16 protein-coding genes are annotated in these 13179 nt (G+C 68.0%); 11 read left to right on the forward strand and 5 right to left on the reverse strand.

Annotated features, from left to right (window positions below):
* The first annotated feature begins 42 nt into the window (after positions 1 to 42).
* The 3 genes from HNP84_RS01680 to HNP84_RS01690 are packed head-to-tail and all read left to right on the forward strand — an operon-like array spanning position 43 to position 1741.
* A complete protein-coding gene (locus HNP84_RS01680; RefSeq protein WP_185047511.1) occupies positions 43 to 534 on the forward strand; it encodes a hypothetical protein in 492 nt (163 codons plus the stop codon).
* A complete protein-coding gene (locus HNP84_RS01685; protein ID WP_185047512.1) occupies positions 531 to 1595 on the forward strand; it encodes a peptidoglycan-binding protein in 1065 nt (354 codons plus the stop codon). Before HNP84_RS01680 ends, HNP84_RS01685 begins: the two co-directional genes overlap by 4 nt.
* Positions 1592 to 1741 (forward strand): hypothetical protein, encoded by a 150-nt coding sequence (locus tag HNP84_RS01690; protein WP_185047513.1) that lies wholly within the window; start codon positions 1592 to 1594, stop codon positions 1739 to 1741. The genes HNP84_RS01685 and HNP84_RS01690 overlap by 4 nt, the downstream gene beginning before the upstream one ends.
* Positions 1742 to 1790: 49 nt before the next feature.
* Here the strand turns inward: HNP84_RS01690 and HNP84_RS01695 are convergent, their stop codons facing one another.
* The 4 genes from HNP84_RS01695 to HNP84_RS01710 all read right to left on the reverse strand — a co-directional run bounded on the left by HNP84_RS01695 (position 1791) and on the right by HNP84_RS01710 (position 4244).
* Positions 1791 to 2150 (reverse strand): hypothetical protein, encoded by a 360-nt coding sequence (locus HNP84_RS01695; protein WP_185047514.1) that lies wholly within the window; start codon positions 2148 to 2150, stop codon positions 1791 to 1793.
* A 347-nt stretch (positions 2151 to 2497) separates the two neighbouring features.
* Positions 2498 to 2992: a UCP032817 domain-containing protein gene (locus tag HNP84_RS01700; protein WP_185047515.1), complete on the reverse strand. Its 495-nt coding sequence runs from the start codon at positions 2990 to 2992 to the stop codon at positions 2498 to 2500.
* Between the two features lie 174 nt (positions 2993 to 3166).
* Positions 3167 to 3382 (reverse strand): DUF397 domain-containing protein, encoded by a 216-nt coding sequence (locus HNP84_RS01705; RefSeq protein ID WP_185047516.1) that lies wholly within the window; start codon positions 3380 to 3382, stop codon positions 3167 to 3169.
* Positions 3369 to 4244 (reverse strand): helix-turn-helix domain-containing protein, encoded by an 876-nt coding sequence (locus HNP84_RS01710; RefSeq protein WP_312923384.1) that lies wholly within the window; start codon positions 4242 to 4244, stop codon positions 3369 to 3371. Before HNP84_RS01710 ends, HNP84_RS01705 begins: the two co-directional genes overlap by 14 nt.
* Positions 4245 to 4500: 256 nt before the next feature.
* Here HNP84_RS01710 and HNP84_RS56655 point away from each other — a divergent pair, with 256 nt between their 5' ends.
* From HNP84_RS56655 to HNP84_RS01725, 3 genes are all read left to right on the forward strand, one after another.
* Positions 4501 to 4911, forward strand: coding sequence for an ATP-binding protein (locus HNP84_RS56655; protein WP_185047517.1), 411 nt, complete (start codon positions 4501 to 4503; stop codon positions 4909 to 4911).
* On the forward strand, positions 4908 to 5228 hold the full coding sequence (locus HNP84_RS01720; protein ID WP_185047518.1) for a hypothetical protein: 321 nt from the start codon (positions 4908 to 4910) through the stop codon (positions 5226 to 5228). Before HNP84_RS56655 ends, HNP84_RS01720 begins: the two co-directional genes overlap by 4 nt.
* A 478-nt stretch (positions 5229 to 5706) precedes the next feature.
* Positions 5707 to 6060: a hypothetical protein gene (locus HNP84_RS01725; RefSeq protein ID WP_185047519.1), complete on the forward strand. Its 354-nt coding sequence runs from the start codon at positions 5707 to 5709 to the stop codon at positions 6058 to 6060.
* Positions 6061 to 6514: 454 nt separating this feature from the next.
* On the opposite strand, the gene HNP84_RS01730 is transcribed toward HNP84_RS01725, so the two are convergent.
* A complete protein-coding gene (locus tag HNP84_RS01730; RefSeq protein WP_185047520.1) occupies positions 6515 to 6856 on the reverse strand; it encodes a MarR family transcriptional regulator in 342 nt (113 codons plus the stop codon).
* An 888-nt stretch (positions 6857 to 7744) separates the two neighbouring features.
* Between HNP84_RS01730 and HNP84_RS01735 the strand changes: the two genes are divergently transcribed.
* The 5 genes from HNP84_RS01735 to HNP84_RS01755 all read left to right on the forward strand — a co-directional run bounded on the left by HNP84_RS01735 (position 7745) and on the right by HNP84_RS01755 (position 13151).
* Complete coding sequence (locus tag HNP84_RS01735; RefSeq protein ID WP_312923387.1) at positions 7745 to 8107, forward strand: plasmid replication, integration and excision activator; 363 nt, start codon at positions 7745 to 7747, stop codon at positions 8105 to 8107.
* Between the two features lie 488 nt (positions 8108 to 8595).
* Entirely contained in the window at positions 8596 to 10068 is a 1473-nt protein-coding gene (locus tag HNP84_RS01740; protein WP_312923389.1) for an FtsK/SpoIIIE domain-containing protein, read from the forward strand.
* Entirely contained in the window at positions 10065 to 10331 is a 267-nt protein-coding gene (locus HNP84_RS01745; protein ID WP_185047523.1) for a hypothetical protein, read from the forward strand. The genes HNP84_RS01740 and HNP84_RS01745 overlap by 4 nt, the downstream gene beginning before the upstream one ends.
* A gap of 100 nt (positions 10332 to 10431) precedes the next feature.
* Entirely contained in the window at positions 10432 to 11115 is a 684-nt protein-coding gene (locus HNP84_RS01750; RefSeq protein ID WP_185047524.1) for a hypothetical protein, read from the forward strand.
* Positions 11116 to 11135: 20 nt separating this feature from the next.
* Positions 11136 to 13151 carry a replication initiator gene (locus tag HNP84_RS01755; protein ID WP_312923557.1) on the forward strand — a complete coding sequence of 672 codons (2016 nt, stop codon included), beginning with the start codon at positions 11136 to 11138 and terminating at the stop codon, positions 13149 to 13151.
* Positions 13152 to 13179: the final 28 nt, after the last annotated feature.

The raw sequence follows: 13179 nt of genomic DNA on the forward strand, positions 1-13179 counted from the left end.
GGGCCCGCCCACCATCGGCGGTGACGACGAAAGGAGCCACACATGCGGCAGCACAACGGCCTCGTGGCCGCGCTGGTCCTGGCGGCCGGCCTGCTGGCGGCCTGCGCGGACACCGGCGCGCAGGAGTCCCCCTCGGCAGCGCCCTCTGCCCCCTCGGCCGCGCCCTCCGACCCTCGGGACAAGGCGCGGGCGTTCGCGCAGTGCATGCGGGACAACGGGGTGGACCTCCCCGACCCCGATCCCGACGGCGGGTTCGACACCGGGGGCTCGATCGACCGGCAGAGCGAGGCGTTCCGCACCGCGATGGAGGCGTGCCGCGCGTACGCGCCCGGCGGCGACCTGGAGCGGGCCGACCCCGAACGGCTCGACAAGGCCCGCGCGTTCGCGAAGTGCATGCGCGACAACGGCGCGGACGTCCCCGATCCCGACCCCGACGGCGGCTTCTCCTCCCTGGCCCCGGAGGACCCGGACGACCCGGCGTGGCAGAAGGCGTACGCGGCGTGCGGCGACGAGCTGGGCCGTCCGGCGTCATGAAAGCGCTCCGGTCCCGCTGGGCGGGGTTGGCCGCGGTGGTCCTGGCGGGGGCGGCGGTGGTGGCCGCGGCGGTCGGCTTCGGCGGCGGCGATCCCGCAGGCGTGCCGAGCGGCCCGGCGGCGGACGCGCCGGCCGGTCCCGCCGGGCCCGCCACGGCCACCGTCGTACGCACGACGCTGACCGAGACGACGACCGTCGAGGGCTCGCTCGGCTTCGGCGACGCGGTGACCTACACGGCCCCGCCCGGCGGCGGCACCGTCACCTGGCTGCCCGAACCCGGCGTCACGATCCGGCGCGGCGAGGCCGTCTACAGCGTGGACGCCCGGCGCGTCACGTTGTTCTACGGCACGTCCCCGCTGTACCGGACCCTCGGCCCCGGCATGTCGGGCAAAGACGTCGAACTGCTCGAACGCAATCTCAGGCGGCTCGGCTACCGCGGCTTCACCGCCGACCGCCGCTACGACTGGCGCACCGCCGAGGCCGTACGGCGCTGGCAGCGCGACGTCCACCTGCCCCAGACCGGCACCGTGGAGCCGCACCGGGTCCTGGTCAGGCCGGGCCCGATCCGGATCGCGCTGGTGCACGTCCCGTTCGGCGTGCCCGCCCAGGGCGCGCTGTTCACCTACACCGGCGCCGAGCACGAGATCACCGCCTACCTGGAGCCCGCCGAGCGGCATCTGGTGCACGAGGGCCAGAAGGCCGAGATCACGGTGCCCGAGGGCGGCACGGCCGAGGGCACGGTCACCGAGGTCGGCAGCGTGGCCACCGAGAAGGAGGGCGAGTCGATGATCGAGGTCACGGTGTCCGCGTCCGACCCCGCACTGCGTACCTTCGACGTGGCGCCCGTGGACGTCACGATCGTGACCGGGCGGCGCGAGAACGTGCTCGCCGTCCCGGTGAACGCGTTGGTCGCGCTGCCCGGTGGCGGCTACGCGGTGCAGGTCGTCCGGGGGAGCGCGACGACGTACGCCGAGGTCGAGACCGGCATGTTCGGTGACGGTCAGGTCGAGGTCTCCGGCCCGGGGATCGCCGAGGGCACGACCGTGGTGGTGCCCGGATGAGGCCCGTCGTCGAACTGGAGCGGGCCGGCAGGACGTACGGCGGCGGCGTGGCCGCGCTGCGCGAGGCCACCGTCGCGATCGGGTACGGCGAGCTGGTGGCCGTCGTCGGGCCGTCCGGGTCGGGCAAGCCGAAGCAAGGATTGTGACACATCCGTAATCGCGGGTCGTACGTTGTACCCCCTGTGACCTGCTGCTCTACTCAACGAAATGCCATCTAGCGGGCAGACCCCTGAGAACGTAGCGGCCTGGCTGGAATGAGCCGGTCTCTAGAACGATCTGTAGGGCAAGCGTGCATTCGGCGAACAAGCGGTCGTAACGAGCCTTGTCCGAACTGTGGTGCTGGTTGTCCGTACGGCCGTCCACGATCTCCGCGAGGTCGTCGTAATGGTCGCTGTTGCCTAGCGGGCGCTTGTGGTTCATGCCGGGGGCTCCGCTCCACTCGTCGCCTACCCATGTGATGTGCGCCCGACGCAGTATGGCGATGTGCTCGGGAAGTACCGTGAACTCGTCCATGTGCTCGATCTCGGCCCAGGTCTCGTACGGGCTGCGATGCATGATCCCCCCTGACACGCTGTGTGAGCTCCATCATCGTGCACACGACTGACAGAATGCCGACGCCAGTCACGTACCCCCTGGCTGGTCATCCCGTCTGCTTCGGCCCATTACCGGGCCAGCGCGCCGGGGACCGGAGTGTCAAGGTCGTCTTCGCGCGTTCCCTTAGCCGGTCGCCGTTCCTCGGTCATGAGATGCCGTCCCGCACAGACGACCTTGACGCGGAGAGTCCCCGGTGTGCTGTCATGCCCGGGGCCGACGCGGGCGGGATGACCAGCTGTCCCCAGCCACAACGAACCGAGCAGACGCGCGGGCCTCCCCCATCCCGGAGCTGAGGCCCCCGCCGGGGGCTAAATCACCGGAGGCGAATCGCCTTCATGGTCGCCCACATAGCAGTTCGTGCAGTTTGCTTTGGAACTGGCGATGGCATCTTTCGGCCATAGCGCGTCGAGTACGTAGAAACCTTCGCTTCGTAGCACATCAGCGGTTTCGGCTGGGCTGTAGAACCGCCGCTCTGGAGATGACGTCAAGATCTCCGGATTGTCGTTGGGTGTGTGGTGGACGAACTTCCCATACCTGGCGCAGTGGTGGTGGTACTCGATGCTGTAGAGGAAGAACGTATCCCACGCCTTATCCACTAGCGGCGAGGGAGACAAGGCGCGGGAGGTGTCACGCGCGGCCACGGTGACGAAGATGATTGCCTGATCGAGGGCGTCACCAGCGTCTTTCCTGGGGATGTTGTGCTCTCTGGCGATTCGATCCGCGATGCGACCAAAGAGGCGACTTGCCGCCTCTGCGTCGCCTGGGTGACGAGGGTCTTCGATTAGGCTTATGCCGATCTTCATCCCTATAAGGGGGGTCACGGGATCTCCCTTCGGAGTCGGTTCGCGTCTATTAAAGGTGGCACAGCAACAACGTGCATGCAACGGGGCAAGTGCATCGCAGCAAAGCACAGAGCCCCCATCGATCACTACGATGAGGGCTCCTTGATCTCCTGCTACGGAGAAGCGAGGTGCGGGTCACACGTCGGGGAGATCGAACTCTCCGCGCTGGATACCGCCGATGAAAGCTTTCCACTCGTCATGGGTGAACGTCAGCACCGGACCAGTGCGGTCCTTGCTGTCGCGTACGGCAACGACTCTGGGGAGATTGGTGGCGACTTCGACGCATTGGCCGTTGCCCCCGCTGCGCGTGCTTGTGCGCCATTCGGCGCTGGACAGGTCAAGATCTTCCATGCCCGCCCTCCTTCCAGTGGTGCTGGGCTTCGGCCAGCAGGGTTCGCGTCGCGACGGGATCGGCGCCTACGGCCCGAAGATGTTCAAACAGCATGTTATAGCGGGCAACGTCCTCTTCACTCTCCAGGAAGAGTCCTCTTACGCTGCCCTCTACGTAGACAACATCGTGGCCTTCACCGGGAAAGTTGAGCAGCACGAACGTGCTGAACATGCCCGGGTAGGCTCCCGCGCTGCGGGGGATCACCTGGATGGTGATGTTGGGTTCGTCGGCGGCCTCCAGCAACCTGACCACCTGATCGTGCATGACCTGATGGTCGCCGATCTTGCGTAGTAGTGCCGACTCGTCGATCACAGCCCACAGCTTCAGCGGGTTGGGACGGGTGAGGAGCTTCTGACGCTCCAACCGGGCGGCAACGCGGGCTTCGACTTCATCGCGGGGCACCTCGGGGACAGTGCCTCTGATCACGGCCCGCGCGTAGCTTTCGGTCTGAAGCAGGCCGGGCACGACCAGCATCTCGAAGTTGAGCACTCCTTCGGCCTCGGACTCGAACCCAATGTAGGTCGCGTACGAGCTTGGCAACGATGCCGCTGTCTGAATCCATGTCTGTTCCGCCGCAGCCTTGAGCAGTTCGGTCAACTCGGCACGGTCCTCCTCGGGAGCGTGGTAGGCGTCGAGGATCGCCCGAAGGCTTCGCGCTTGGGGTCTGACTTTGGCCCCTTCGATCCGGAACAGGGTTGCTCGGTCAAGCCCGGTTTGCTCTGCCACCTCCACGAGCGACAGGCCGGCGGCTTCCCGAAGCTCGCGCAGCCTGGCGGCGAAGCGTCTCAGTCGCAATGTTGGGGCCTTGTGACGTCCTGGCACGAGTGCAGCCTATCGGGTATTGGAATGAGTTGCTAATGCGATGTTGCATCTGCTCAAGTGGCGGTGCATCATGGCATACAGCTTGCCGAATCCCGACGCGGTTTAGCAGGCGAATAGCCGATTCGACGTGCGCGTACGCCCTCGAAACAGACACGTATTCGCGCAATTCGGACGAAACTTGCGGGCGACCTTTCAGCAACCGTCGCCTGCGCTCCACTGCTCACCCGATTGGGAGCCGGACAGAAAGGTCGAAGTCATGGTGGCATCGGTAACTCTGCCGGGGGTTCTGCGGTCGCCCGGTGTTGGGCGGCAGTGGGCGGCGCTCGTACTAGAGGCCAGTGGTCACACGCATATTGATCTTGTCCTGCTGGTTCTCAGCGAACTTGTCGCCAACGCGGTGACCCATAGCCGCTCTCGCAACAGGGGCGGGCAGATCACTGTCCGGTTAATGGACATTGGACACCAGATAGTGGAAGTCGAGGTGATAGATGACGGTTCGCGCAATTCGGTGCCTCACATGCGTGAGCCGGACGACTGGGGTGGGCGTGGTCTGCTGGTGGTTGAGGCAGCGTCGGCGAAGTGGGGCGTACGGGAGGCGTACGGGGGCCGTACTGCCGTGTGGGCGCATCTGGTTACAACCGCAGAACGTGTCGGATGTGTGCCATGACGGAAGCGAAAGCGGATGGCGTGGTGAGCCATCAGGAGGGATCGCAAGCGGGCCGATCTGCGTCACTGGGTGCGCCGGGGCTCGGGACGCCGGGGGCGGGCGATGCGGTCGTCGTGGTGCGCCTGTTGCACAGCCACAGCCGACTGCACATGTACGCCGATGTGCTGCTTGGCATGACCGGCAGGGTGGAGCGACTGATGCGGGGCGGACACTACGCCCTGGTGAGCCTGAACGCAGGGGATGCTGAGCGGCGGATCTTGGGGGGCGCTCGGCTGGTGCTGCATGTGGAGGACCTGCGTGTACGGAAGCTTCCGTAGGTGAGGGGCCGGGACACCTCTGTGCCTGCGGGGTCCCCCGTTGTCGGCGAAGGGAGAGCGATGGCCTGACGAAAAGGTGGTGAAGGGGACTGGCCCCGCGAAGCAGAACGGGCCTGCCGGAACCTGCCCCGGTGGGCGTCTTCGCGGGGCCTTCTGCTGAAGGTCGCGCTGGTGGTTCATGCGGATAAAGAGAGGTGCAGGATATGAACTTTTGGGCGTTTTTGATCGATGAGCTGCCGTCCATGTTGATGACGATGCTGACGATGCTGACGGTGTTCGGGTGCCTTGTGGCATGGAGCCTGTGGCGGACGCGTCGGCGGCGATGAGGCCGGGCGCGGGAGAAGGAGAAGGAGAGATGGTCATGCGGCGTCGGCGTTACCGGGCCTCGCGGGCGGGGCTGGGTGAGGGGGGCATGGTCTGGCGTGTACGGCATCGGCTTCGTGGGCGGCTGGTGTTCGGTAGGTCGGAGCCCTGGACGTTGACCGTCTGGCGTTACACCGAGCCGTGGGTTGCGGCCGGGCCGGTGGGGACGGAGCGGATAGAGGTGCGGCGGACGGCGGCGGGTGTTCAGGTGCGGGCGCGTCGGCAGGAGCCTCCCGGCTTGTCGTGGCTGCTGACGTTCGAGCAATGGCGGGCCTTCCATGACGGGGTGATCGATGGGTCGTCGATGCCGGAGTTCGATCGGGGGTACGCGCTGGTGAGCCTGCCGGGTCACCGTGTGCGGATGGTCGTGGGGCTGGATTGCTGGGGGCAGTTCATTTCCGGGGTGGCGCTGGGGGCGTATCAGCAGACCTTGTATCCGAGAGGAGGGGGTGAGGGGGGATGGGCGTGATCTGGAATGAGGGTCGTGTCCGGCCGTCACCTGTGGGGGTGAGAAGGCCGTGGATGTGGTGGTGTCGGTGGCGGCGCTGGTGGCGGCGTACATGATGGGGTACGTGCGGGGGTGGAAGTCGGCGCTGGGGTGGGTGCGTCGGCGTGGCCGTCGGGGTGGCTGGAGGCTCGCGATTGAGGTCGCGCTGGGCTGGTGGCGAACGGGTCGCCTCTATGCCGTTGGGGGCAGAGGAGTCAGGGCCGTGGCGACGAACTGGGGCTCGGTAAGGGATGCAGGGTACCGGGCCATGGTTGGTGTGCGGCGGGGAGGTGGGGCCGGCTGAATGGCCGAAGGTCACCCGTAGGGCTGCGAAGCAGTTCAGCCGGCGCCACCGGAAGGGGCATAACGGCCGTTATTGCAGGGGAAGAACGGCCGTTGCGGTGCATTGCATCCTGCCCGAACGGGTGGTTTTCGTCTAGAGCATGGGTGCACTTGGGCGTGCGGCCGGAGTGATGGCCTGGGGTGCGCTGGCGGCGAGCACTTCCAGTAGGACACTGACGGGAAGCGGGGCGGCTGGCGGGTAGCGCAGGCTCTTGGTGGAGTCGATCAGGTATGTGGTGCGCCGTCCGGTGCGGAGCCGGGTGAGGTAGCCGTCTGCGGTGAGGTCGGCGACGATGTTTTGAGCGGTGCGCTCGGTGGTGCCCATGGCGGTGGCGAGATCACGGATGCGGATGTGTGGATCACGGTGGATCAGGATCAGGGCGCGGGCGTGACGGGTGAGGAAGGTCCACCCGGTGGGGTCGTGGTCACGCTCCATGATCACCCTTCGCGTCGGTGTGACGTCAGGATAACGCGGCACGTTTGAGGTGCGGCGACTTAAGAGTGATCATGTGGGGCGGTCATGGAGGCGGCGGCGCGTCCATGGTCGGCGGGTGGGGGCTGGTGCGGCGGGTGTTCCGGTCGGTGGGCGGCGGGGTTGCGCGCGTGCGGGCCGGGCGGCGCGGGCGGGACCGGCCCCCAGGCCGCATGCCCGGCCCGCTGGCCGATCCGGTTTGTGCGGGCGTCTCCCCGCCGTGCGGCGGCGCGGAGCGCCGTCGCCTTGATACCTATAAGAACAATTGGACAACTGTAGGCGTGGCCTGTCGTCCTGGAATGGCAGATGGGCGGTAGGCAAAGGGCTATTATCGGCGGTGTCCGGCAAGCAGCTCGGAGGGGATGGTGCTTGCGGACACCTAATACCCGTTATGCGATACATGGGTGGCTGGGTCCGCTGGTGTGTCGGTACGGGTGGGGCGGAGTTGTGAAGTGGCGAAACCTACCAACTCCGCCCATTTTGCATGTATATGCCCGCTGACCTGCACGGGAAGCCCGGAAGTGTGATGTAGATCACCTGTGTCCGTTATTCGTACGGGACCGGCGTGACATGCGGGACTGGAGCGGAGAAACCGCTGGTCAGGGCGATCCGATCGCGAGATGATTTCATGTCTGCCCGAAATCGTCACGATTTCTGCACTGTTTACGGGCAGTCCGGAAATGTTGTTAGGGTGCGCTGACCTGCGGTTTTATCGGGAACCTTGATGGGGAGATGATCGTTGTTCAGGCGTAACCCAAAAGGTTCTCGTCTCACAGAGTCCCTAGGAGTCTCATGGCCCTACAAGGTCCGATTCCTGTGACACAGGAAATGGTGTTCCCGCACGGTTGTTTCGTGGTCGGGGACGTGACGCCGGTGTTCGACTTCGACGCGAGCACGCGGGAGCGGCAGGTTCAGGCGCGGGACAAGACCACCGGGGAACCGGTGTGGTCGGTCCCGGTGATGGACGGCGACCCTTCGGTCAAGGCGGCGTCCAAGACGATGGCGATCAAGTTCGTCGGTAACCCCCCGAAGGTGCCCGCGCCTCCTGCGGGACTGGCCGGGTTGCCGGTCATTCCGGTGGAGTTCGACGGGCTGACGGTGACGCCGTATGTGAACGGCTCCAACCGGCTGGCGTACTCCTTCCGGGCGACCGGGATACGGGCGGCGGCGGTCGCAGCGAGCAAGGGTAAGGCCGGTCCGAAGGACGGTCAGTGAAACCCCCTGCAACCGCTTCGGGCTACGGCTCGGCGGGTGAGGGGATGCCGGATGAGCATGGCCTGAAAGGCGGGCCGGTCAGTCCGAAGAGCGTGGGCGGCGGGAGTCGGGGCCTGTCGTGCGCTGGGTGCGTGCACTGCTGCGGGCGTCGAGGGCAAGGCGTGGCGCTGGCGCGGTTGCGGCGTGGGCGTGCCTGTGGAGTGCGCCGAAGAGCGCTGTGAGGTTGTGAGCGACCCTGGGCGGCGGAGTGTAGCGGGCTGACGGTCCGATCTATAGCCGCGTGATGCCTGGCGGTGTCTTCGGGCTGCCCGGAAACCGGGCCGGTGTGCGCGTCATGGTTTCCGGGCGGCCTGGCGGTCCATCTCGATTCATCGCGCGTGTGGCCGTGTGTCGGCCGTGCGGCGGTTCTTCATTCTCTTCGGGGGCCTTTCGGGAAAGGTGGTCATGCCGTGCTGCGCAAGTTGCCTGGTACGGAGACGGAAAACGTCGTGTCCACGACGCCGGACACCAACATCGTGTTCCGCCCGGTGGTGGTGCGAACCCCGGCGTGGATCACGCTGACGGTCTGGCTGTGGCGGCTGCTGGTCGCCGTGGTCAAGACGGTGTGGCGGCATCCGGTGGCCTGCTCGGGGCTGGGCCTGTCGGCCGGGTCGGTGTACGCGCTCGGGGTGCACACCTCGGCGCTGCTGTTCATCACGGCCGTGTGCGCCGTGGTGGTGTGGGCGGCGATCGAACCGGTGAGCTGTTCACGGCGGTTCAAGTGGCCTGCGGTGGCCTGGTGGCGCTGGATGTGGGTGTACCGGCGTCGCTGGCGGGGGGTGATGGCGGTCGCGGGGTTGGGCCGCAGTATCCGGGGGCGGGTGTACCTGCCCGAACTGGTCAAGGTCTCCTGTGACCGGTGGGCCGACCGGGTACGGGTCCGGCTGCTCAAGGGACAGGACGCGGAGGAGTGGGCCGCCCGCTCGGGCAACCTGGCGCATGGGTTCGGCGCGGTGAGCTGCCGCATCGAGGTGCCCAAGCCGGGGTGGGTGCTGCTGACCTTCCCGCGTCGTGACGCCCTGGCACAGGTGATCAACGACCTTCCGTATACCGGTCGGCCGGTGGTGGACGCGGTGCACATCGGGCTGCGAGAGGACGGCCTGCCGTTCTACCTGAAGCTGCACGGCACGCATGTGCTGATCGCGGGGGCGACCGGATCGGGTAAGGGGTCGTGGGAATGGGCGATCGTCGGGGCGCTGCGGCCTGCGGTGCGGGAGGGGATCGCGCAGGTGTGGGGCCTGGACCCCAAGCGGATGGAGCTGTCGTACGGGCGGGCGCTGTTCAGCCGCTACGCCGCAACCCCTGTGGAGTGCGCGGAGCTGCTTGAGGCGGCGGTGGCCACGATGCAGGAACGGGCCGACAGGTATGCCGGCGTCCGGCGTGATCATGAGGCGACGATGGATGACCCGTTCATCGTCGTGATGGTCGATGAGATCGCGTTCCTGACCGCGTATGTACCGGACAAGCAGATCCGGGCGCGGGTCATGGCGGCGCTGGCGACGCTGACCACTCAGGGGCGGTCGGTCGGGGTGTGTGTGGTGGCGGCGCTTCAGGACCCGCGTAAGGACGTGCTGAGCATCCGGAACCTGTTCCCCGATCGGGTGGCGCTGCGGCTGGATGAGGCCGAACAGGTGGACATGGTCCTGGGGGACGGGGCGCGGGACCGGGGGGCGCTGGCCGATCAGATCCCGCGTGATCCGCGCGACCCGAGCGTGGGGGCCGGTGTTGGCTACGTGCGGGTGGAGGGCGCACCGACCCCGATCCGGGTGCGGGCGATGTACGTGCGGGACTTCGACATCCGGCGGATGGTCCTGCGCGAGGCGGGGGTGCTGTCGCATCCCTCCAGGGACGACACGCCGCGACTGGCCTCGGACGACACGCCGGACCTGAGAACCGATCGGCGGGAGGGGGATCGGGCGTGAAGGTCGTGCTGTACGGGCTGAGCTGCGCGGTCTGTGAGGCGGAGGACCAGCTTTGGCAGGACGTGGTTCGGGGGTTCGTGGAGTGCCGGGCGTGCGGGCATCGGGCGCTGGTCGCGGGGGCCGACGAGACCGACGAGATCGACCCGTACGAGGTGGACCCGTACGAGGTGGAGCCCAGCGAGGACGGCGCGGACCCGTACGAGATCTGGGAGGACGGCGAGGAGTTCGACCCGATCGACGGGCCTTACTGGTGGAGCGAGTGACGGTCGGGTGATGCCGGGTGGGGGCCGTGTCGAGGTGAGGGCACGGCTCCTGCCACCTCAACGACGTAAGCGATCGGAAGCGGGCGGAAGGGAGCGGGACATGGGTGGTGCGGGGCTGCGGGTGTGGGGCGTCGTGGTCGCGATGGCTGGGGCGCTGTGGCGGGTGGTGGTGATCGTGGCCGGTGCGGTGTGGCGTCAGCCGCTGACCATGGGGCTCGTCGGTCTGGTGCGGCTCGGGGTGTGGGTGCTGGCACAGGTCGCGCGGTGGGTGTGGCGGGCCGTGGTCGTGGTGGGGTGGTGGGTGCGTCGGTGTCCGGTTCTCGCGGTGCTGGTGGTGATGGCGGCGGGGGTCATATGGGTGTTCGGCTGGCTCGGCGTCCTGGTGGTGGCCAGTGAGGTGATGGGGGCGGGGCTGGCGTGGGTGTCGCTGAACCGGGGCAGGGTGGCGCGGGCGGTGGTGTGGCCGGTGGTGAGTTGGTGGCGGTGGGTGTGGGTGTATCGGCGGCGGTGGTGGTGGGTGGTGACGTGCCATGGGTTGCGGGCGGTGCGTGGTCGGCTGGGGATGCCCTTGCTTGCGGGGGTGCGCAGTGATCGATGGGCGGATCGGGTCCGGGTCATCCTTCCGCCGGGGCAGTGCGTCTCTGTGTGGGTGCGGCAATCGTGGCTGCTGGCGCGGGAGTTCGGGGCTGTGGGCTGTGAGGTGCGGGAGATCTCGGCGGGTGAGATCGTGCTGACCTTCGTCCGGCGTGAGGCGGCTTCGGGGAAGCGCGGGGGGCGTGCTTGAGCGGTGAGCGCGGCGCGGGGATGCCGGGTGGTCGGGGCGTGCGTCCCTTGCGGTCTGAGGTGGCGGAACTGCTGGCGATTCAGGCGGGGGTGTGTGTGCGGCCGATCCCGTTTCGGGTGCGGGATGCGGCGACGGGGGAAAGCCGGGTGGTGAGCCTGCCGTGTGGGGCGCGGTTGGAGAGTCAGTGTCCGCCGTGTGCGAAGCGGAATCGGCAGCTTCGGATGGTGCAGTGCCGGGAGGGCTGGCATCTGGAGCAGGAGCCGGAGAGTCGGGCGCGGGAGGGGCATCGGGATGGTGGTGGGGATGCGGCGGTGCGGGCGGCGGCTGCCTCGATCCATAGCAAGATCGAGACCGCGGGAGAGGGCGGGGGCGAGGAGGAGGGAGGGGCGCGGCGGGTGCGGTCCACGCGGCGGCGGCAGGATGCGCCGAGGTTGCCGAAGCGGGCTCGTCGTGCTGGGACGGTGGGGCGGGCGGTGATGGGGCCGGATGGGGTGATGGTGCGGCCGTCGATGTTCATCACGCTTACGCTGCCGTCGTACGGGCGGGTGCGATCGGGCGGGGTGCCGGTTGATCCGGACCGGTATGACTACGTGCGGGCGGTGCGGGACGCGGTCCATCTGCCGATGCTGGTGAATCGGTTCGTGCGCAACCTTCGCCGGGTTGCGGGGTGGAGTGTGCAGTACTTCGCGGCGGTGGAGTTTCAAAAGCGGCTGGCGCCACATGTGCATATGGCGGTGCGGGGGACGCTGCCGGTTGATGAGGTGCGGCAGGTCGCGGCGGCGACGTATGTGCAGGTGTGGTGGCCGCCGGTGGATCGGGTGGCGTTCGAGGGCAGGCGGCCGGTGTGGCACGAAAGTGCCGGCTGTTACGTCGATCTTGAGACGGGTGAGGTGCTGACCTCGTGGAATGCCGCGCTGGATCGCCTGGGAAGCGACCCCTCGGCGGTGCCGCTGCATGTGGCGCGGTTCGGTGCTCAGGTCGATGTCGTGAACGTGCTGGCGGGCACTGAGGAGACCGAAGCGTGCATCCGGTACTTGGCCAAGTACCTCACGAAGAGCGTGGCGGCGGGGGCGGTGAGTGGCGGGGGTGAGGGGTGGGCGCGGCGGCGGCACGTGCGGCGGTTGCTTGAGGTGGCGCGGTGGGAACCGTGTTCGCCGGGGTGTGCGAACTGGTTGCGGTACGGCATTGAGCCGGAAGGGGCGGGTGCTGGGCTGGTGCCGGGGTGGTGCCGGGGTCGGGCTCATCGGGCGGAAGGGCTGGGGTACGGGGGGCGGCGGGTGCTGGTCTCGCGTCGGTGGTCGGGCAAGACGCTGGGTGAGCATCGGCGGGAAAGCCGGGCCTGGGCGCTGGCGGCGCTGGGAGTGAGGGAGGAGGAGAGGCCGGAGCCGGGGGGGCTGGTGTGGGAGCGGGCGCGGGAGGGGGATGTGGATGTGGCTCCGCGTGCGGCGCGGGTGCTGGATCTGGTGGCGGAGCGGCAGCGCTGGCGGGTGGCGCTGATGGAGGCGGGGGAAGCACGGGAAGCGGCGGAAGCAGGGGAGACGGTGGAGGTCGGTATGCCGGGCAAAGGACGGGGCCGGAAGGTGCGGGTTACGCTGGGTGATCCGTTGCCGGGGATGGATGATGAGTCCTTGGGGTGCGGGTCGGCGGAGAAGAGGAGCGGTGAGGGTCGCATGGAGGAAGGGCGTGCCGAAGGCTCCGAGTCGGGTGTTTCGGCTACGGCGGTGCAGTGCGTGAGGTCATCGGCCACGACGGACCCTCGGGCGGGTGGGCGGGCCGAAGAGGGTGGGGGGCAGGGTGCGCCCCCTGTTGATGATCTTGGTCAGGGGGACCGTGGGGGGCCGGTGGCAAGGCGGCGGCGTTCCCCGCGCGCCCGTTCAGCCGGTCAGGGCGGGGACGGTGAGGGGGTGTCGGCCGGTGAGGGGCTGTCGCCGGAAGATCGGGAGTGGGTGAGGCGGACGGCGGCGGCGATCGGGCCGCTACCGGAAGAGGTTCGCGATTACCTGGCGATGGTCTTCAAGAATCCGCACCGTTCGTGATCAGTAGGTGATCAATGCCCCGGACCGA

The organism is Thermocatellispora tengchongensis (genome assembly GCF_014202315.1).
GTDB classification, from domain to species: domain Bacteria; phylum Actinomycetota; class Actinomycetes; order Streptosporangiales; family Streptosporangiaceae; genus Thermocatellispora; species Thermocatellispora tengchongensis.

What these genes read in the sequence shown, in the direction of transcription:
- HNP84_RS01755 (WP_312923557.1), top strand. Translation starts at nt 11,136, where the DNA reads ATGCCGGGTGGTCGGGGCGTGCGTCCCTTGCGGTCTGAGGTGGCGGAA.
- HNP84_RS01705 (WP_185047516.1), bottom strand. Translation starts at nt 3,382, where the DNA reads ATGGAAGATCTTGACCTGTCCAGCGCCGAATGGCGCACAAGCACGCGC.
- HNP84_RS01720 (WP_185047518.1), top strand. Translation starts at nt 4,908, where the DNA reads ATGACGGAAGCGAAAGCGGATGGCGTGGTGAGCCATCAGGAGGGATCG.
- HNP84_RS01695 (WP_185047514.1), bottom strand. Translation starts at nt 2,150, where the DNA reads ATGCATCGCAGCCCGTACGAGACCTGGGCCGAGATCGAGCACATGGAC.
- HNP84_RS01730 (WP_185047520.1), bottom strand. Translation starts at nt 6,856, where the DNA reads ATGGAGCGTGACCACGACCCCACCGGGTGGACCTTCCTCACCCGTCAC.
- HNP84_RS01750 (WP_185047524.1), top strand. Translation starts at nt 10,432, where the DNA reads ATGGGTGGTGCGGGGCTGCGGGTGTGGGGCGTCGTGGTCGCGATGGCT.
- HNP84_RS01685 (WP_185047512.1), top strand. Translation starts at nt 531, where the DNA reads ATGAAAGCGCTCCGGTCCCGCTGGGCGGGGTTGGCCGCGGTGGTCCTG.
- HNP84_RS01690 (WP_185047513.1), top strand. Translation starts at nt 1,592, where the DNA reads ATGAGGCCCGTCGTCGAACTGGAGCGGGCCGGCAGGACGTACGGCGGC.
- HNP84_RS01680 (WP_185047511.1), top strand. Translation starts at nt 43, where the DNA reads ATGCGGCAGCACAACGGCCTCGTGGCCGCGCTGGTCCTGGCGGCCGGC.
- HNP84_RS56655 (WP_185047517.1), top strand. Translation starts at nt 4,501, where the DNA reads ATGGTGGCATCGGTAACTCTGCCGGGGGTTCTGCGGTCGCCCGGTGTT.
- HNP84_RS01700 (WP_185047515.1), bottom strand. Translation starts at nt 2,992, where the DNA reads ATGAAGATCGGCATAAGCCTAATCGAAGACCCTCGTCACCCAGGCGAC.